The organism is Candidatus Vicinibacter affinis, from assembly GCA_016714365.1.
GTDB classification, from domain to species: domain Bacteria; phylum Bacteroidota; class Bacteroidia; order Chitinophagales; family Saprospiraceae; genus Vicinibacter; species Vicinibacter affinis.
In genome coordinates this window covers 1,201,582-1,222,748 of the sequence record JADJNH010000005.1, presented here as the reverse complement: position 1 = coordinate 1,222,748, position 21,167 = coordinate 1,201,582, and the positions used below count along the sequence as shown (strand labels likewise).

Here is a 21,167-nt window from a genome sequence, read left to right as displayed (position 1 = left end):
GATTCAAGTTATTGAACTATTTTACTAGAATGGATTTTGTTTTACTTAAGGATCCTGAAATCCCATCTTCAAAATGGATTCGAACAGCATAATTGTATAAACTTTGCTGTTTTAAGTTCTCATCTTTAAAAAGAAGTTCATCCTTTGTAAGCGTTTTGTAAAAATGCACGCTTTCAGATCCGGAAGATTTGAAGATTTCGTAGGTATATTTATTATCTTTTAACTTTTTTGGTAATTCAAAATCCCATGTTAATTCTATTCCGGATTTATTATTTTGTTTGATTTTTAGATTTTTAACTACTAATTCTTCTTTAGGAAATAAAAGCGTTGCTTGCTTTAATGGAGATAATTCACTTTTATTTCCAGAGTCATCGACTCCTAAAACTTTGTAATAATAGGTTTTCCCAACTTCTGTGACTCGATCTTTATATAATGTTTCTGTTTTTATAGAATCCAATAACTGCCAACTGGTATCCGAACTATTCGCCTGGCGCCGATAGATATAATGTTTGATACAGTCTTCACTTGGACTATGTTTAATATCCAATACCAAATTCAATGAATCATTATATACTTTTAAAATAGAAGGTGGAATAGGCGCAATTTTATCCAGACGCTTGACTTTCAAAATGTCTGAGGAAGCACTCCTGTTATAGGCAAAGTCCTCTGCACGCAAGGCATAATAAATATATTTATTCAAAGACTTTGCTGGAATGTAGTAGATGTAATTTGTATCCGAAATCATTTCTTGTTTAACTAAAGAAAATTCTCCATCTGGCGTATGCGACCAATACAACCAATACCCATTAGCATCCTTTGAACGACTTCTATTCCATTTTAATCGAACGATACCCATAGAATCGATGTATCCGGAAAAATTTTCTGGCGTTTGAGGATTTGTAAAATCAGGAACATTAGCCAATACCGTAAAGGAGGTACTATAATTTCCATGATCATCATACACATTCATTGCAAAATAATGCTTGCCCTCATTCATTTCATTCCAATCTCCTTCAAATTTATACTCATATTCGGCTTCACTTAAATCAAGTGCTGAACTTATTGGCGTAAAAGGGCCTGAAGCAGTTCGGGAATGCATGATTTGAAAATGATCGAAGTCTTCAGCTAAAAGATCCAAATCAAAATTCCAATCGATTTGAAATTCTTTTAAATCTTTATCATATTTCACTTCAAATTGTGTCGGTGGAGCCGGAGGGTTCAAGTCTTTAGGCATTCCACTGGCAAGGGCAGGTTTGCTGTATTCAGCAAAGGCAGTTCCGCCATAAATTTTGTAGTAATATATCTGATCATTGAAAAGGTTGAAGGAGTCAATATATTCATAGGTCGTGAAATTCTCTGATAGTTCTGTCTCAAACATAACCAGAGGTTTCTGGAGAATTGGATAAAAAGTTTTATTATCCACTGATCTTTCTATCCAATAATTAGAGAACTGTCTCCTGTTATATTCTTTACTCCATTTTAATTTCAGAAAACCGTCACCTGTATCCACCTGAAACAGATATGGAGCTCTTTGTTCTATAATTTCATTTATAATTTGTCCGTTCGTTTTAATATTTTCATTTCCAGTGATATTAACAGTATAAAAATAAGTCTTTCCTTTCTCTACGTTTTTATCAACAAATCTTAATCCTAATATTTGGGCTGCAGATGCTGAGAATTCAGCAAGCATAAGAGCCATCCCGAAAAGCTCATTGTTGGCTTGGTTAATTTGACCTAAGTTCATGCCATTCGTGTTGATTTTTTCATCATTTAGAATGGATGCTGCCATTATGGCAAACGAGTCTGATTTCATTGATTTTGGATCAATTTTTTCTTTTGGGACTGGAAATATGGTCGCAATAGTTTTAAAATTTATATTGTCTTCACTCCTATTTAATTGTATTCCTTTTCTTATTACATTTACAAATGTGCTGTAATCATTTGGCGCAAATCTAATTACAATAGAATCGGAATATGAACGTAAAAGGAGCATTACTTCATCATTCTTTTTCTTCTTAGGATCTATGGTATCTTGGGATTTTAACTTGCTTAATTCAAAATCTGATACGATCTCCCAATTGTCTCTTACAGATCCCGCGTATGAAATAACCAAATAGCTGTTATCTTTCATGAAGTGGTGGATCGCAAATGAATCGCTTGCAAACAAAACTATTTGCAGAAACAATGTAAATACGATTAAATTCCTTTTATAAAATAAATTTCTCATTAACTTATTTTTTTATGCTTTCGAGATCAAATGAATTAAAATAGGGTTTGAATTTATTAATATCAATTATGATATTGGTACCCTCTGATTTTTCATTCCAATCCCAATAAAATCTTTCTTTATAATTATATCGCTGATAGCCATATTTATTATCTGAATTTATATTCAGTTTTAAATCTATTGGACAAAATGTAATGCGATCAATTGTATTTAACCCCGTATCATATTCTGTAGAATTAATTCGTTTCTCAGGTGCTTTTACATAATCCTTTATTATAAATTCTTGTCCGGATGGCAATGAAGAAACAAGGAGAGTATTATCAAAGGGTGAAATTCTTGCGTTTTGAACCGTAGAATTTAGAATTTTATCCAGAATGCGTTTTTGTAAATAAACTGTACTGGAAATACCATCTTCAAGGAAAAAATCAAAATCATCATTGACCTCTTCAGGATATTTAAATACCCGATTATCTGTTTTATTTGTAGCAGTGGCAATAACTTTAGAGTTCAGTTTTTTATTACTTATCTCATTAATTGAAATTTCTGATATTTCTTGCTTCTTTGAATTGGGTAAAAACTTAAAGTATTGACTTCCTTCGCCATCAAATTCAGGGGCAACATGTCCTAAACCCAAATTATAATTTCCGTCCTTATTGGGTCTTAAACCAAAGTCCTCAACATTTTGATGCGTATAATATGTTGAGAATAATTGTTTTGTATCCCAAATATCAATATTGAGTGGATTATAATATTTTCTCAATCCACTTTTTATGGTCGGAAAATTGTCCGCAATAAGCTTCGCATTCCAGTTCATATAATTAATTGAACTTGGTTTATACGTTACATTCATATATTGATTAATCAACTCAATATCTTTGGCATCAAATCCTTCCTTATTGCCTGAAAATCCCCAATAAATATCATTTGGTATGCGCAGTTCCTTCGATTCGATGCCTTCGTCTACGATCTCTGAAATCTCTTTTTCTGGCAAGAAGATTTCTCTAGTACAATTTACAATACTATTTTGCGAAAGACCCATTTTGATATCCATATCGTTTAATTTATCTGTTAATGATTTATACTGGCTTACACCAAAATAAAATTGATATATTATGCGATTAGATGTTGACTGGACTCTCGGATAGATAGAAAAATCTACCTTGTTTCTATCGAAGTTACCCATCCTTCCTAAATCAAGTACCTTTGATTTATCTGCAATAGCTCTATATAACTGAAACAAACATAGAGAGCCGGGTTTAAATGGTATCCTATTAAATTCCGGAAAAGTGACTAGGTCATCAGGAGTGCCATACAATAATTTAAAATCAATTGGTGGAACACCTCCTGTGCTTAGGTATTTAGTTTCATTATTGATATATTTATCTTTTAATTGTTCGAAATACTGTACATAATCCCGATTCGGTGGAATGAATTCTGTTGGAACTCTGTGAAATAGTTCCTGCCCATCTTGAGTGTATTCCACAACATCGATATAATAAACATATATTTGTTCATCATTCGGAGGAAAAGCATCCTCAATGGCTTTCCGATCATTAGCAGAAAGCCTTATATGTGGGTATCCATAACCTGGATTCCAATAACGTTGATTTCTAGCAGGAATACTAGATTCAACCAGCTCATGTTCAATTACTTGATCAAAATGATCTCCGGTAGTAAATTCAGTGACAACTTTTTCGCGACCTATTTCCTGATCTAAGGTTAAAATTCCTGGTACTTTTTGTGCATTGCTATTATCTTTTCTCCATTCATATTCTTGAGTTACTAAATAAGTAGTTTTAGATTTAAGTTCTTCCAGAATTTCCAATGTCAATTTTTTCTTGTCAGATGACCAAACTGACTTTACCTTTACAGGTTTTTTGCTTTCTTTCTCTTTTAGCCAAAAATCGGTACCTGTTGCAGAAGGATAAATGTCGTATTTAGCTTGGGTTGATGAGTTTCCAGACATGGAATTTGGATCAATTTTGATTCGCTCACTGTCGGGGAGAAAGTTTGTAATCTCTACTTTTTTCAAAAAAGCAATTTTTCCTGCGCCGTCTGGTGGGTATATTTTATTATGAATTTTTAAACCGACAACGGGATCTGGAGTAATATCTAAACAAATTTTTCCACCTACACTTATTGGTACAATTCGAGAACCTTTGTAAAGGCCTCCAAATAGACTATAATCAGCTTTGATTTCTCCTTGCAGGAAAGATGGATTTGGAAATCCAAAATTTAAACCTGCCTGTAATTGTCCACTCAATATTTCGAAGGAACCGGACAAGTGCTCACAAAAAGGACAAAATCCAAGGGTAACATTTGCATCCATTTTGACATTCAATTTCAAATCGGCATATCCATTGCCCATGGCATAATAACCATTTGAAAAACCAATTTTTCCTACATCAGGGCATTTATTACTCGTTGTTGATACTTCTGAAATTCTAAAATTTGCACCCAATAGACCATTCGCATCGGTACTAAAAATTAAAAAGGAACTATTAAATTTAGCATTTAATCGGAGACCACCCATTGTGGCAAAAGAAACATTTGATTTAAGTTTTTTAAGAGGGTTATTCTTTTCTATTTTATCTACAAATTCGCTAGATCCCATCAAATAGGAAAGACTGGGCAAATCATCTACTGTGCCTTTGCTCCCTATTTGAAAATAAGCACCGGCCATTACATTGATCAGTGGGGTTTTGAAACTTGCATTGATTGGAAACATTTTTGATCTAGGGCCAAGACTCTCGGATTTACCATCTATCCGCCAGCTTCCTGCTAAAAAATACTTTTCATTTTTAGATAACTTGAATAGAATTGTATTCCATTTTTTATTTTCATCATCATTAAGGCTAAGGCCAACAGAAGCACCTTCAGGAGAAAATAATCCTATTGGACCAGCTTCCTTAACAAATTTAAATTTCATGTTTCCATCAAAAGCCCATCCTTCTTTCTGATCATTGGATACTGTTATGCCTGATTTAATCACTAACGGAGCAGACTTTCTGCTTTCATATGAATCAAATAAAGCCAAAGCTGTAACATCCAATCCAAAATTGTCAAAGTGCATTCCTGTGCTGTCATTTGATACCTGTAGACTGGTGACAATCTCGCCTGTCACTACCTGAACAACATGAGACAATTCGACTAATAAATACCCACCCATGCTTTTTCGCTTTACTTCGTAGCTTAGACCAGATAAGGATTTGCCAGGTTCCAATCCATCCAAAGCACATTTGTTATTATCAATTTGTTTGGGCACTGGAACTTTGCTTGAGTCAGGAGCAGTTAGACTTGGGGGTCGCGTTTTTGCCATATTATAGAAAAATCCACCGCCAATTCCGGTCAGCATGATACCTGTATTCGGCTCTGTAAAGAAACCAGCACCATTGTATGCAGCAAGGTCCGCAAACCAGTAACGATAGTCATCTAAAATACCAGGAGAATTTGTTAGCTCAGTTTTTACTCCTGTCTGAAACTTGGTTTGGAATTCTAATTTTTGAAATTTCAATTTGACCATGCCAAGAAAACCATTTCCCCACTTTGTAGTAGAAGCCTGTTGAATTCCGGATGGATTTTTTGTGTCCTCCCTAAATAGATTTATACCACCCTCAAATGCTACAGGGCCAAAACTACCTCCAAGTTTTAAACAATTCAGATCTACTGTTTTAAAACCTTTGTCATTAAATACCACATCAATAGATCCGCCTGCAGTAATTGCAAATGTTTTAGTATCCTTTGCATTTTTGAATTCAGCCTTTGCAGTTTCGGCCTTGTATTTTAGGTTTTCCTTTAAGTTGGTTTTTGCTTTGTCCTCTTTGGCTACCCGAATACTTTTCACATTATCCAATTTATCTTTCTTATCCTTCAGATCTTTCCGGGCGCTTTTCATTTCTGAACTTTTCTTTTTAACTTCTGTCACAGCGGCATCAAATTTGGCTTTAGAATCATTGACTTTTTTGGAAAGTTCATCCAATTTACTTTTAGCCTCTTCCCGGGTCTTGCGTGTATCAGCATTCATTCTTGAGAGCGGGATGGAATTCGAAAGTTTATAAATGACTTCTTGTTGTCTCTTTAGCTTTAATAATTCTTTCCGTTCAGAATTTGTTTTTTTAATGAATTCTTGTTGAGTCTTATAAGCAGCATTTGCTTTGTCAAAGTTTTCTGAAGTAGATTTTACATCCTTATCAAGACTTTCTTCAGGATTATTTTGATCAGCGGCTGCTTGTTGTGAGGCTGTATAATTGGATTCATCCCTTGATATATTTAATTCCAAACCCAAAGTCAACACTCTGTCATTGGCACTATTACAAGTAAATTTTGGTTCCTGTAAATTAATATCAAAGTTTGCGACTTTATTAAATCCACCTTTCAGTTGCTTCATATACTTATTGTCTTTGGCTGAAGGATTTTTTCCTGCCTCTTGCAATGTTTTCAATTGACTTGCTGAAAAAGGCGCAGGGCTCCAGGTGCCAAAATCGATCGAATTTATACCGGCCAAAAACTCACCTTTACAAATATTTTCAACACTATAATTTAACTTAAGATTTTCAAAAGCAAGCGTACTGATTGTTGCATCCAATTTGGGTATGGTGTAGACAACTCTTCCATTGAGAAGTGCTCTTGCCATCAAACCAGTTCCTTCACTTCCGATTTCGAGACTTGATCCGTTTTCCAATTTATACCCAAGATTATCGATATGATAGGATTCAAACAACTTATCCTCTATCTCAGAAAGGTATCCTGACACCTCCGGATTTGTCGAATACCCAACATTTAGAAAATATGGAATCCAACTATCACTATACTTTTTTAACCATTCTGCTGAAGATTCTGATGGTGCTTGTTTGAAAATCGGAACCCTGATTTTACCTTTTAGCAATAATAGATTTTCGTCAAGCTCATTATCTTCAAATTTAAAAGCAATGCTATCCAATACATAATCCCAGGTACCTAATGTTGCTTTATTCTCTTTTGCGACTGCATTTATCTTGGAATATTCTGATTTAAAACTCTGCGTCAATTGTTCAAAACTTGCAACTTTTAGAATACCATCTGTCAACGTTTCTACTTTGCCATCTGCTTTTTTCATTACTTCTAAAAGTGGAATATCAAACTTTAAATTCTTAAATACTAAGCCGATAAAGTTATCTTCCTCTTCTTCATTTTTATCGAATGGTTTTGAAAGATTGGGTGCTGATTTATTTTCAAAGACTGATTTATTCTCATTGAAGTCCAAATAGGCATCCAGCTGATCAGGAGCACTAAAAAGGATATGTTGGGCATTGTTTCCTGAAAATTGCCAGACTTTCCATGTTTTATCCTTACTGTCAAAATACTCAGATTTTAGATTTGCGGTAAAACTTGTAATCAAATCATTATTACCTGATATCGTATTCTCTAACATTCGAAACCCAAATGTTGCAGCTTCCGGTGTCTTCGTGTTCGCTTTTGTCAGGGTGCCTGAATTGACTGTATAGTTTCCGACAATATTAAAAAACTCAATTCCTTTATCGCAATTTATTTTTGCATAACTGTCTGTTGAGGAACTTGCTGGTGCTTTGGAATCAGATGTCTTGTTTCTGGTAGTTAGATATCTGATATTCTGATTGAGTGCCAAATCATTCAATAAATAAAATGTCTTATCTGCCAAATCAATTTTTTGCGGACCAACTGCAATATCTTCCATTGTTGCAAATTGTATGTATTTCTTGGAGCCTTCGACATCAAGCTCACCAATTAAATCCATGGTCATGGTTGCTGAAGCAAGTTTATCTGCGGCTGAAGTTTTAAATTTTGAAATGACCAGTTTAAAATGATCAGGCAGTGGATAGGAAGTCTTAAAACCTAATGAATCCCAGTATGCTTTTGTTATTACAATAGGCAAATTCAAATCTTGAGATTCTTCATTACTTAAAAATCTGAATAAGGTTTCATCCCAATTAATTTTATCTTGAGCATATTTCTTATCCCGATAAACTCCCTGGAAAACGCCATCCTTATTTTCCATATTCAGGTTTTTTCCTAAAAAAGGAATAAATATTTTATTTTCTCCTGACTGAGGAAACCATGCAATGGCGTTGGCCTTTATTTCTTCCATTTTCAATGCATCGGAAATCCCAGTCCTCCAGGTATTTTCTGTCAAACGTTGAGGCCCGGAATGTGCCTTTGGTGAAAAACTGAGTAAGTTGTCATCCTGGATGTATTGCTTTTTATAATAATCCTGTAATATTTGATCCCATTCCTCCGATGTTGGGATTACATTCAAAGCAGCACAATTGCATTTCAATACAATATTTTTTATTTCAATGCCTTCAAATTCAAATTGTGACTTGTCCTTGTGAGACCAAACAATCATTTCTATCTTGCTTTGTCCTTTCAGGACAATGAGTTTCAAACCCAGTCTTTCTTTTCCATTGATCTCCTCATGAATAAAGGATGCATCTTTAAGTTGATCTTCCTGTTGACTGAAATTCAATTTTGTGTTGAGCCGATTGATATCATCAATCTTATATTTGTTTTTCCCAGAATTGAATGGATCACTGGCCAACCCATGGATACTTAGATTACTCAAGTTGAAATCCAGTGATTTTAAGTTTAACGATTTCTCAAAATCTTCAATAATTTCAGATTTATTCTTATTCAAGATTGCTTTCCTGAATTCCTCATCGGTAAATTTGATGTTTAGACTTCCAGTAAATGAACACTTTGGTGACAATACCAAATCACTATTATTATCAACTAATCTCGCTTCAATCCTGGAATCATTCTTCGAGGTAAATTGTCCATGCCACATAGACATTTTTAGTTCAGGTTGAAGGATGGATGCTATTAGTTTTGTGTTGGCCTTTTTTGATTCTTGAAACTGTGCACGGTAAGGAAATGCATCGTCAAAAAATGGGGTCAATATTTGTCCACGAAGATTTAAGTTTGAAGTTCTATCCTTACTAATATTCATCACTATGGAATCAATGCTGTATGCCCATGGACCCATCCTTCCCTTGCTAAAACTCAAAACATCTTTTTGATAAAAAAATCCTTTCTGAATATCTTTATCATCAATGATTAGGCTTCCCTTTTCCAACAATATTGGTTTGGATGGATGGACGACATTATATTTCTTCGGCAACTCCAACACCATATCGTCAATAATCAGCCCTCTCCAGGCAGGATTGCTCAATTCTGGACTTGTCTGGCCGGATACTGCACCATTTGGATTTAGATCCAAAGTCCCGGATTTTGGAATAAACTTAAATCCTTCCAATCCATTCACCGCAAATGCGCTACTCAGGCTCACTTTGCCGATGTAAGTACCTATGTCATTTACAGATTTTTCTGTGGTTAAGGATATTGGTGCTGCATTATCCACTTGATGAATAATCTGTGGAGAAATGATGAGTCCTGTTTTTGCTCTAATATTCTGAAAACCATTACAATCACATTCTATTTTGCTCCCGGCAGATTGTAGACCCGCCAATATGATGGTTTCTGTTATTTTTTCGCCACCTGATCGATTGGCAGAAAAATGCAACGGCACCAGATAGACTCCCGATTTTAATCCGTACGGAGTCGCAGGGATATTCGTTCCGACAAAAATATCACCTTGCGTATTTCTGGAAACAAGATTTACAAAGGCATTTTTAGGTGTAAAATAAACACCTGCTACACCCACGCCATCGTTTGGATACTTTGCATTGCTTAGCACCAGAGGAAGTTTATTTAATTTGAAATTATCCTGTGGCAAATCTGCGATCCTACTTTGGTCACCGATATTACTATACAATTTTTCCACATATTCTACGGAAAAATAATCCTTCACATTTGAAGAATTGATCTGTTCCATATCCACATATAAATCCGGACGCTGCAGTGTTTGTATTCTTTCACTCTCATAAACCCTCCCTTCCTTATTCACTTTGATGTTCTCGAATTCAACTTCAAGTGAAGACCTTAACATGGGGTAATACACGATTCCTTTGCCCGAATATCCGGTTTGAATATCTCCAGTAGCTTCCGTAATTTTCATTTTAAAATATCCCAACTTTACATCCTGATTTGTTCCAAGCATTATGGATTCATTATCTGCTTTGGCAATTGGTCCATAACTTGTCTCATATACCGAACATCCACGCGGGGCAGGCTTATCAAATGGATTTAATTCATTGGTTGGTGCCTCCCCATCATACATCACGAACATCGAAATCTCACTCCTGCCATCATTTTGAAATAACAAGCTGCTGGGATACATGATGCTTCTGGCCGTCACACGCCATGCGTAATAGGTATTAGGATTTAATAATGGTTCTGACTGTGAATAGATGAAAGAAGTAGTGGATACTGTTGTTGTGTATATTTTTAATGCACTTTCAAAAACATCGTTGGCATTCATATATCCTGATGGCAATTCTACCATTTCAAAGAAATATTCTACTGCACCGGGATTATTGCCACTGCTCAGATGCATGGGCATCCAGGAGAATATCATATTTTGCACAGCAGGCATTTTTATCTTTTCATTGAAAGCCGGTTTTATAATCTGCGGAGCCTGATTGAGTCTGAAGTTGGCCGAAATGCAAAACTTATTGGAAACGGGAACTACTCTGTCAAGGCCATACATCTGAAGACAAATCTGAGTAAAACCTTCAGGTACGATCGTCGAGCCTGTACCAATCCCACTGTTTCCGGTAAGGCGCTCATTGGATAAATATTGGTTCAAACCAGCGCCATCTAGATTATAGGAAACAAATTGATTCAATACGATTGGACTTGTGACCGAATTCATGTCGGTCCTGTAGATCACATTCCCATTTTGCTCAATGGTTAAAATTGGAATGACCTGCAAGGTCAATTCATCCGGATCATTCAACAAAACCTGAAAATTGATATCATTGATACGGTCAATACCATAAACTTTCAAATCAAGTGAATGCGGCGGCAGCATTGATCCGGTTACCTGAACCGGCCAAACATCTGTCTGAGCAATAGAAGAAAAACTAACCAGGAATAGAAAAATGACAGTGGATATAAACTTACTCATACCTAATTTATGATTATTAGAATTCAGCCAATCAAATTAAAATTTATCTTTTTTGCCTTTAGGCTTATAATTAAAAGAATATTGCATTCCCAAATTGCCGATGCTCTCAGTGAATGTTGGTGAGGAATCTGAAACCGTACGCAATAAGCCCCAGGACAACTGTATTGACATTCCTTTGAAGAGGCTTGTTCCGAGGGTAAACTGTCCGGTGGTGTTGGAGGACTTTAAGCCTGCGGCGTTGGAATTTTTGAAATAATTGCCCGTAAGTCCCAAATTAACTTTACCTTTTAAAATGGTCTTTTGAATGGTAAGGCCCATACCCAGGCGGTTTAACTCTGTGCTTGAAATCTCATTGACGGTATAGTTCAATCTGGTCGAAAAAGTCCACTTGGATTGGGTACTCAGGACGTAGCCTGCGTTGGCCATATAGAGTTTTGAAACCGAGACACGATTCGGCTTCTCAATATCATCGCTGACATCTTGTATATTTCCTGTCAAACTAACAGAATGCTTGTTTTCTCCTTTTAATGGAAGTACATAATTTATACTTGCCCCCATATCCTGAGTCACGACAACAGCATTCAGTGAGTCCAGCTGTTGGTTTAAAATGTAACTTACATCAGAGGAATTATTGCTGTAATTCATCTGAACGTTGAAATCTTTATCAGACCAGCCGGTTTGAACATCGTAGATCAGTCTTTTAGTGGTAGCCGGTTTGGTATCGTCAAGATTATTCGATTGGATACCCACTTTAACAGCTGAATTCAGTTTATTCTGAAAAAGTCCAAAATTGGCAAAGCCCTGCAAATCCAATATATCCCGGTTAAAAAAGTATGCCCCAAACGTCCTAAACTGATTGTCCACCCTATTCATCATGAATCCGGCATTCAATTTTTTTCCTTCAAATCCGACCGACCCTTCCATTGCATTTCCGTAGTAAGTGGTATTCCTTTTCTTTAATAGAAAATTGGTGATACTTCCATCTCCTGCTTCAGCATCCAACACGTTGGGCGACGTTCCGCTTCGCGTGTAATCCAACTTTACCCTGACTTTATCAAAGAATAATTTTTGCAATTGAACGCCCATAGCAAAATTGGCCTCAGGACTGACTTGTTTGGAATAGTTTCCAGGAATCAAGATTGAATTTTCATCATCTTTTGCACTCAATATAATCAGGTCCGCCGAGGCCTTGTCATCTCCATATCCTATTTTAGAGCTCCAACCAATTCTTTTATATATGGGAAGATTAGGAGTCGCCAATGAAAGATTGATCGGCTCAGCCTTAGCAAGACGGCCATACATGGCGCTGATGCGAAACTTATCAGGTGTAAGCTCAAAACCCGCACCAAAAAAATTCAGATTACTTAGGGTATATTTCGAGAAATTCATGGACCTGTGACCCAGGTGCAATTTTGCCCATTTGTAATGAGGGCTGATACCAAACCTTGCAAAACCATTTACTTTGGATTTGGCCTGATCCTTTAAGGAATTGATCATATCTGAAAAGCTCGGATAGGATTTTTCGGTATTCTTTGCAGTCATCACCATGGAAAATGGAAGATCAATCTGATAGATCTTAAAATTCAGATTCGCTCCCAAGGTATAGAAGAATGGGTCCTGTCTTAAAGCGGCGCCGTTACTCTGGTAGGATCTCAAATTTAATGTTACTCCTCCACCCATCTGAAAAGGTTCACCGAAGGAATAAAAATCCGACAAAAAGCTCTTTAAGGTATTTTTCAAACCAGACTTATTCCATTTGTCTACATCTTCCAAAGAATTAATCTGGCCAAACGATACACCGGTGACATACAACAGTAAGAGCAGGGCAAGGAATGCTTTCTTCATGTCTTTATCATAATTTAAAAATAGCTGAACAAATCTTTACGGCAAATCTAAAATATTGACATAAATCCCGCTAGGAAATCGGTTAATTTTGTTACGAAACCGCCATTTTGCGTTACAAACAGAATCCGGATCCAGACCAATTGCAAAGCCGATAAGATAAACTTATGATGATCAGTTCAACCGAGAGTACTGTCACAAAGACTACCAACTCAAGGGAGGGAGGGTACTTCTTGGAACCGTATATTCTACAAAAAACTTAACCTTCTTGTCGTCAAAGGCTAAGACCAAAGGGAATCCATCAACCATTTATCTATTACTTCAAGCAAAACGTATGTGTTCAAATTTGCGCAGATATTTACAGACAGGCAGCGGGCGATGTCTCTGGTTAGGCTATAGCAATCTCTACACATGGCAACATTAATACAAACGGATACCATTTAAAATGTGCTGCAATATCAGGTGGGACAGCTGATAGTTATATTGTTACGGATAAATTTGGAAAACTTATAAAAAAAGGAATTTTCTTAGACATATCAAGCGTAACTTTTATCTAAAAAATATTGGACATTAATGATATTTCTAAGGGATTATATCAAATATCATAGTCCAATCAGACTGAAAATGATCCATAACCTTATAATTTGCAGAGAAGGCTAATACTCTTAGTGCATATATCCCGACAGGTAAAAAAAGCCATACCAACCAACTTGCTGTTTTTTCAAAATCACTTGACCCTGATCTTTGATCTGAACCAAAATTCAATCCTATTGAAATCAATAAAATCAATAAAGTAAACAACAGCGACAATATGATGGTAACAAAAATTGCTCCGCGGAGGTTACCAGAACTCATGTGCTTAATCTTTATGATTTCCTTCAGCGGAACAGACTTTTCGGATTCAAGGTAAATAAGTTCAGCATCAATAGTTCTTAACCTTCCTGTAATTGAAAAAGACTTATTATTGGTATTTTTTGCATAAATTTTCAGATAATCTCCCCTACTTATTTTTTGAGTTTTGCCAGTAATTCGATTCTTAAAAAAGAACTTGTTTTGACTCTGTGAATACCCACTCATTAAAGTTAAATAAGAACATAAAAACAATAGCGCCCGAATAATAAACCGCCTTTTTGTCCGCATAAAAAATTTTGAGAATAAAATAAAAACTACCCAAAAATCAAATTATCAAGATACTTGATAACCGGAAACCAAATTTGAACATAAAACAAAATTAGAAAAAACAATTGGAATAATCGATACACATGTGCGAAATATTTTTCTTTAAAAGAAATCAACAGAACACGAAGGGTGTCTTAAACAAAATACAGTGTACAGGATAGATAAGTCCTGAATATTTAGCTATATTTTCAGCAAATTGATAAATAATTGCAAGTTGTAGAATATATCCATGATTTCAAATTTTAGAATTACCTCAAAGACAATGTTATTAAAATGGTGATGGAAAATTACTCAAATTCATAAATGATCTAAGCCATTTAAATAAATGCTGTAAATTATTCATAAAGAATAAGGATTCTACAATTAAATATTACTACCTTAGTTTAGGAAAAATTAAATTTAAAACAAAAATTCCAATAAATGCGCTATTCACTATGTGGGGTATTAACATGTTTAACTCTATTTTCTTTAAATCTCCATGCACAAACAGCCCGCAAAACCTCAATTATAAGGATTAGTGAACAGATAGGATGTGTGATTGATTCCATTGAATTCAGAGCCTGCGACTGCATGAAGTATGTGTCTGCTGATCAAATTTTATACGCACTGATTATTAAAAAACCGGACTTACAGATCTTCTTAAAAATTAAAAGCAAAACAAAAGGTGAGTTTGATGATGTTTTCTTAACTGATAGTCTCTTAGAGTCAATTCATAGACAACTCACTGCGATGAAATATCCGCCAAATACTGTAGATGAATCTAAGTTGTTAAAATCCATTTCGAAAGATACATTGTACAATTTCATTGATTATGCTGATCTGAATTCAAAGGTTCAAGAGGATAATTCCATTACCGAATCTGTCGAACAGAAAGAAGATAAAAAAGATTCAAGTTCCAGACTTTTTTACAAATTTGGATTAGGGCCTGCCTACTTTAGGTCAAATGTACTATTCTCTTTTGGAATAGGGATAAGCTATATCTACCATCATAATGTTTTCTCAATTAGAAACTTTTATGTGAAAGAATTTGATTTTCCATTCAAAACAAAAGATCCGTTGGAAGGTGCAATGGATCTAGCCCTACTCTATGGCAGAGGAATTCCTTCTAATAATGTACTGGTAACTTTTTCTACCGGATTGGCTTTCACAGGATCCACCACCAGAGGAAATTTTATCAGTAGATCCGGAGGATTTTTTGGCACATCTTCCTACGAAAGAAAAATACAAAATTCGATTGGAATCCCTCTTGAACTGGAAATTCTTTTTGGAACTAACAGACACATTAGCGCAAATTTTTTGTTCTTTTCCAATATAAACAAATACAATAGCTTTGGTGGCTTTATGATTGCCATTAGGTTTGGCAAACTCGATTTTCAATAGTATTATTCCTGCACTACCCGGCTCATTAATACTCTTATTTTTGCGTTTTGGTTGAATGAAAAACACAACTGTAGTTCCATGATAATTTTGATAATCCAATTCCAAAAACAAAAAGCTTTGTTATTCTAAAACTGCATAAATTCATACAGTTTACCTAAAGAATAAATTCCTGTAAATAGCGGATTATTTTATAAAATACCATTCAAAAAGGATTTATTATCGCTGCTTGATTGTTGCCCTTCATTTCAAGAATGTAAATCAATCTATGTTCCAAAATACCATTCAACGATGTAAATATTTCCTCTTAGTGGGGAGCCAATTTATTAAAATGAAAGGTGATGAGTCCTATTGTCACATCTATATTTTCTTTAAATAATCAGCTCGAAGTTAACAATTTATCCTATTTTAGAACCTAAATTGAATCAAAATAGATTAAAGGCGAAAATGGATTTATAAAAATTGATTTTTCTATTTACCTCCAAAATAAATAATTGCAATTATGAAGTACTCTGACAACCTGTCCTTTTGGCTGAGCATTCTAGTTTACCTTACTAATTCAGCCATCTCCCTGATGGCTAATGAATTCCCAATTTCTTCGAATAGAGGTAATGATTCTGATCTTGCAATTCTAATAAATCGTCCTGAGATGTTCAAATCCAGAAGTAAGGGCACATACGCTCCTATGGATTGCGATACCATTATTTTAAGAAATGACCGAAAAATTATTGCACAATCTATCATAAGAAAAGGGGAATATATTTATTATCAATTATGTGTCAAAGATTCTGTCTTAAAAAGGGTACTCCACATTAACGCAATACGACAAATCATCATCCAGTCAAACAGCTCAATCAACAAAGAAGATACATTAATTAAAATACTCTTAAATCAAACAAATTATAGCATAAACCAGTCAAATAAATCTTTTAACAAATTAGATAAATTAAATAAGTCACACTCTTTTCGAACAAATAATTTTTCTTCTACTGTAAAAATATGGGAAGTACTTAATAAAGATAGTACAACAAAAAAAATAATACCAAAAGGTCAAGTTGTAACAGTTCTTTTGAAAAATAAACCTCGATATAAAGAATATATAAATTACCAATTATATGAAATCACAGAGGATAGCTTATATCTTGAAAACAGAACTACTAAGAAAATATTTGCGCTATACAAACAAGATATTTTAAGGCTTGAATTAGGTGATAAGAATGAAATATTACAATTTCTTTATATTTTTTTGTATGTAATAGGAATATTGTTTATAGTACCTTTTGCAGCAATATTTATGCTTTACTTATTTTTCGGTTCTCCAGATTTTCCAATCGGACCTTCTGATGCACCACCCCCATTTGGTTGCATGTTTTTTTTAGGTTTAATCTTTGGAATTTCAGGCGTATTCTTGAATGTTGTTTATGCAAATGAGAATAAGAATAGGATAATTTCAGATCCATTTACTTCAAAGTGGAAATGGACAGAAGTAAAATCGGAACAAAATCCTGATAAGAATCTAAAAATGCCATAATTGCTAAATCATTCTTAACGACACTCCTTACTTGCTTTCTTGAATAAAAGCAAACACCTGGTAAGCATTTCAAAATTACCTCAGGAAAAAACTATCACCTAATAATAATTCTTGAAGAAAATATTTTATTTTCTGAATTGGCTCTAATCAAATATAAACCGGGAGGTAAGCATAAATTTGAAACGGTAACATCGCCTGGTTGATTCAAGATTTTAGAAAAAACCAACCTGCCGTCTAAACGAAATACTTGAACCAATTCAATTTTGACGGCGGGATCTATCTCTAAAATCATTTGGTCTGTGATTGGGTTGGGGTAAACCTTCAGCTCATGTTTGGTGTATTTCTCACTCTTCAGCCCCGTTGAAAAACATCCCAGGTTTAGCGCAATACATAGCCTGGGAATAACGAGCGCATTAATTGTATCAAGGTACCGCCTTCCCTTTTCTGCTGACATATCAGGATTAGTACCTAATCCATTTCGATGTAGGTAATCTGCATCAAAATTTGAAGAATCTAATTGATTAATTCTTTTAACTACCTCAACTAAAGTATCATAAGACCACCAATCCCATGGAAATTCCTGCACATAAGGTCTACCTTGATAAATAATGGGCACATCAAAACCATAAAAATTATCTGTTCCCATATTGAGCTTTTGGTTATTGATTATCAAGGTAATCTTTCTGGATTTCTGATTTTCAATCAATAATTTCAATTGATCATCTTCAACTGTCAAAACTTTGAATGCATCATTCTTATTCAATTGGTTTGCAAGTTCTATTGCCTTCCTGGTCCCTGAAACACTGGCATTTACCCAATTAGGATGAGGTGTCCTATGATATCCATTGTGGTAAGGAGTCACGTAAGCACTGGTGCAATGCACTCCGGTATAAAGTGGTTCAATTTCTTCTCCATCTAACCAACTAGAATCAAGAATCGCTCCTCCAACACTCACTGCCAGTTGAAAGTTCGAAGAATATTCCGGGTGATTAGGAATACTCTCTGTTGCCAGATTTGTTCCATATATATTTCCGATAACACTGGTATCAATATAATGAATCAAGGTATTTGGATCTGTAAAATTATCTGTCAATATTTCTGAAACATCATTTAGGCTTGCTGCCCCAAGGGCGAGATAACCACCTGTCCCCATTCCCCAAACACAAATTTTTCCAGTGTCTATACCAAATAAATTGTTTTGATCAATGGCTGATCTTTTAAAATAACGAATACATGTCCTGGTATCCTGGATTCCCCGATAAACCGCTCTGACAAAAGATCCATTTCTAAAGTATTCATCGACACTGGCAAACGCCCAAACCTGCCTAAAGGTATAAACTGCTGCGACGAACCCTCTTGCTGCCAGATATTGTGCTGTAGCCACTACACTCGAATCTTTTTTAGATCCAACAGGAAAGCCTGAAAAGAAAAGAGGAAGAAAATTTCCTGTATGGGTAATTAGGACTAAAGGTCTTTTAGCTTGACTATCTCCAATTGGTAAATATAAATCTAAGAGTAGAGCTTCTCTAAAAGGCAAGGTATCATTAATTGAAATATTTTCTCCGTAGATAACATCTTCAATACATTGAACCTTGAAAAGTGGATCCAAATATCGCCTCTGAGCAACTACATCGGATGACAAAATGCTAATAAAGAAAAACAAAATAAATAGCTTCTTCATAGATTGTACTTCTATTTATGTCAATTATCCAACAAACTTATCCTTAAAAAAAAGACTATATTTCACAAATAAAATTTAACTAAATAATCCGTACCTGTCGAAAGTTAGTTTAAAATTTTATAAACAATTTAAAAAACAATCTCCCATAAATATTAATTTTATCTAATTTTGGTAATGTCAATTTCAGGGGGAATCCCCTGTGGAAATCTAGCAAACATTCTCAAATTTTTATAGGTTAAATTTTTTTGAGTATAGGTGTAAGCTGAATGACCTGCCGCAGTAACTGATATTGCCACAATGAGATTTATTGGCATGGTAACTATTGCGTAAAATCCATGTGATAAAGAAAGCAGGGGAAATACAAGGAGGCTCCAACCATAATTCTTTGGTTTTGCATAACGTAGATTGAATTTTTTAACCGTTTCATTTGGGATTGATACGCACTTTTTTAATTCATCATTAAAAACAACCATTCTGTTTTCATCTATTGCAATCAACTCCCCCTGAATAATAGCTAAATCTACATTAGTAACCTTTATGTATGAACCACGAGGATGGGTGCCGATTTCACTATAATGTGGCAAATAACTAACCGTAGTACAACTTTGAAGTATGGTAAACAACAAGGCAAATAAAATAAAATCATTTTTCATAGTAAGAAAACGTTTTGGTGTCAATCTTTGAATTCCAAAATTGCTGTTCCATATTTCTTTCATACTCTTTATAAGGAATCGCTTGATCTTTCAAATATTTTCTCGGTTCATAAATCATTTGTTTCAGTTTCAACAAATCCTTATCTTTAATCCAATCTTGCCTCATCCATTCCAAATAATATCCTTTTGAGTACAAGAAAAATTCAAAATCATTGGCAACAGCAGGTAACTTAAAATTTATCTTGTAGGCACTCCCGGGCATAGAAATCAGAAATTTATCCGGATTAATAATTTCTTCATGTGCTTGATGGTCCAACACACCTTTATTCATTATACTTACAGGTGAGATTTCCATAAGTGATACCTTCTTTTTAATTCCTGCCAATGCTGCATAATCCACTCTCCATAATCCCTTATTCAGCACTATTTTAATTCTAAGCTTTTTAATACCTGATTTTACATTTAATGGAATCATTTGTTTATTAATGGCTACTGGTCCGGTCTCATAAAAACCTGATTGGTGAACCCACTTTTTAGTTTCCTCATCCATGGTATATAATTCAATATTACCCAATTCCTTTTTTAGACCTTGATCTAACTTATTTTTTGTTTCATTGTCATTTTCAATTTTTGCAAAAATGTCACTTACTTCATCGCCCATGTAGCTTATGGCATTGTAAATAAAATAAGTTGTCATAAGTGTTTGCCTGAAGTGGAGTATAAGTCCTAACTCTTGTTTTGAATCCAACTGATCAAAATTTAAAAATATTTCTTCCTTGTTGGTCAGGTTTTTCTCATCAGAAGCTGAATAACGTTCAATTTTGTCCTGATCTTTCAGAAGTGGGGTGATATCACCCTCAAAACCTGAGGCGCCAGACAAACCGTAAAATTTATTACAAAGAAAAAAGTCATTTGCCGGACTTTGGAAAACCCTCTCCTCTCCTTCGAGTGGATAAACCATTATCGATACATTCCTGACGCAATGGGTTTCCAATGCTTCATTTTTCATAGTGATTGAAAATGTATCTGTAATATTGGGCTTTCTACCCAAAGCATCTATGTCGGAATACTCAAGCGAGGGTGCAATTGCATTGGAAAATCCTTCAGCATCCGAAAAATGAAAATTGTCTTTATCATTCAAATAAAAAGTTGGACAGGATCCAAAACAGGCTTTTGGGTTTGTGAGACAGAGTAATCCAATAATGACATCTACTCCTGCCAGGATAGACAATGCCATTATTCTGTTTTCCTCAGGGTTTAACAATTTAGTATTGGTCTCAAATATGGTCACTTTGTCAATTGAAATAGTCAAGGCACCCGAATCAATCTGAGCTCGATTAAAATCATAAAGTTTCCCGTTACCACTTAATGTATTTGTCAATGTATCAATCTTCCATTGATCCCAGAGGATACATACATCGCCACTTTTGAGATGTGCTTTCAAATAAGGCTTTGGATTAAGCTTCTTGGTGTTATGTATCAATTCATTGACTGTTTGGTAGTTCCCACGGAAATAATAATACCTTACACAAGCCTGCAAACAGAAAATTACGAGGGATAAAATGAAAAAATATGATACAACTTTTCGGGTCATATAAAGTGAGTTTAGCACAACAAAAAATAGACCGGTAAGTATG

Annotated in this window: 9 protein-coding genes; 2 read left to right on the top strand and 7 right to left on the bottom strand. The window is 34.9% G+C overall.

Annotated features, from left to right (window positions below; translation table 11 throughout):
• Positions 1–16: 16 nt before the first annotated feature.
• The 4 genes from IPJ53_04920 to IPJ53_04905 form a co-directional block, all read right to left on the bottom strand.
• The gene (locus IPJ53_04920; protein MBK7798435.1) at positions 17–2,227 is read right to left on the bottom strand and encodes a hypothetical protein; all 2,211 of its coding nucleotides are present in this window, start codon (positions 2,225–2,227) and stop codon (positions 17–19) included.
• A 4-nt stretch (positions 2,228–2,231) separates the two neighbouring features.
• Positions 2,232–11,267, bottom strand: coding sequence for a hypothetical protein (locus IPJ53_04915; GenBank protein ID MBK7798434.1), 9,036 nt, complete (start codon positions 11,265–11,267; stop codon positions 2,232–2,234).
• Between the two features lie 36 nt (positions 11,268–11,303).
• The gene (locus IPJ53_04910; GenBank protein MBK7798433.1) at positions 11,304–13,112 is read right to left on the bottom strand and encodes a hypothetical protein; all 1,809 of its coding nucleotides are present in this window, start codon (positions 13,110–13,112) and stop codon (positions 11,304–11,306) included.
• Between the two features lie 579 nt (positions 13,113–13,691).
• A complete protein-coding gene (locus tag IPJ53_04905; GenBank protein MBK7798432.1) occupies positions 13,692–14,186 on the bottom strand; it encodes a hypothetical protein in 495 nt (164 codons plus the stop codon).
• A gap of 522 nt (positions 14,187–14,708) precedes the next feature.
• Between IPJ53_04905 and IPJ53_04900 the strand changes: the two genes are divergently transcribed.
• Both IPJ53_04900 and IPJ53_04895 read left to right on the top strand, forming a co-directional pair.
• The gene (locus IPJ53_04900; GenBank protein ID MBK7798431.1) at positions 14,709–15,668 is read left to right on the top strand and encodes a hypothetical protein; all 960 of its coding nucleotides are present in this window, start codon (positions 14,709–14,711) and stop codon (positions 15,666–15,668) included.
• 571 nt (positions 15,669–16,239) lie between these two features.
• The gene (locus IPJ53_04895; GenBank protein ID MBK7798430.1) at positions 16,240–17,196 is read left to right on the top strand and encodes a hypothetical protein; all 957 of its coding nucleotides are present in this window, start codon (positions 16,240–16,242) and stop codon (positions 17,194–17,196) included.
• 94 nt (positions 17,197–17,290) lie between these two features.
• On the opposite strand, the gene IPJ53_04890 is transcribed toward IPJ53_04895, so the two are convergent.
• The 3 genes from IPJ53_04890 to IPJ53_04880 all read right to left on the bottom strand — a co-directional run bounded on the left by IPJ53_04890 (position 17,291) and on the right by IPJ53_04880 (position 21,124).
• Positions 17,291–18,877: a T9SS type A sorting domain-containing protein gene (locus IPJ53_04890; GenBank protein ID MBK7798429.1), complete on the bottom strand. Its 1,587-nt coding sequence runs from the start codon at positions 18,875–18,877 to the stop codon at positions 17,291–17,293.
• 158 nt (positions 18,878–19,035) lie between these two features.
• Entirely contained in the window at positions 19,036–19,530 is a 495-nt protein-coding gene (locus tag IPJ53_04885; protein MBK7798428.1) for a hypothetical protein, read from the bottom strand.
• Positions 19,520–21,124 carry a hypothetical protein gene (locus IPJ53_04880; GenBank protein ID MBK7798427.1) on the bottom strand — a complete coding sequence of 535 codons (1,605 nt, stop codon included), beginning with the start codon at positions 21,122–21,124 and terminating at the stop codon, positions 19,520–19,522. The genes IPJ53_04885 and IPJ53_04880 overlap by 11 nt, the downstream gene beginning before the upstream one ends.
• Between the last annotated feature and the right edge of the window lie 43 nt (positions 21,125–21,167).

Coding starts and splice junctions, on each gene's coding strand:
- IPJ53_04895 (MBK7798430.1), top strand. CDS start 16,240: ATGGCTAATGAATTCCCAATTTCTTCGAATAGAGGTAATGATTCTGAT.
- IPJ53_04915 (MBK7798434.1), bottom strand. CDS start 11,267: ATGAGTAAGTTTATATCCACTGTCATTTTTCTATTCCTGGTTAGTTTT.
- IPJ53_04905 (MBK7798432.1), bottom strand. CDS start 14,186: ATGAGTGGGTATTCACAGAGTCAAAACAAGTTCTTTTTTAAGAATCGA.
- IPJ53_04900 (MBK7798431.1), top strand. CDS start 14,709: ATGCGCTATTCACTATGTGGGGTATTAACATGTTTAACTCTATTTTCT.
- IPJ53_04885 (MBK7798428.1), bottom strand. CDS start 19,530: ATGAAAAATGATTTTATTTTATTTGCCTTGTTGTTTACCATACTTCAA.
- IPJ53_04890 (MBK7798429.1), bottom strand. CDS start 18,877: ATGAAGAAGCTATTTATTTTGTTTTTCTTTATTAGCATTTTGTCATCC.
- IPJ53_04880 (MBK7798427.1), bottom strand. CDS start 21,124: ATGACCCGAAAAGTTGTATCATATTTTTTCATTTTATCCCTCGTAATT.
- IPJ53_04920 (MBK7798435.1), bottom strand. CDS start 2,227: ATGAGAAATTTATTTTATAAAAGGAATTTAATCGTATTTACATTGTTT.
- IPJ53_04910 (MBK7798433.1), bottom strand. CDS start 13,112: ATGAAGAAAGCATTCCTTGCCCTGCTCTTACTGTTGTATGTCACCGGT.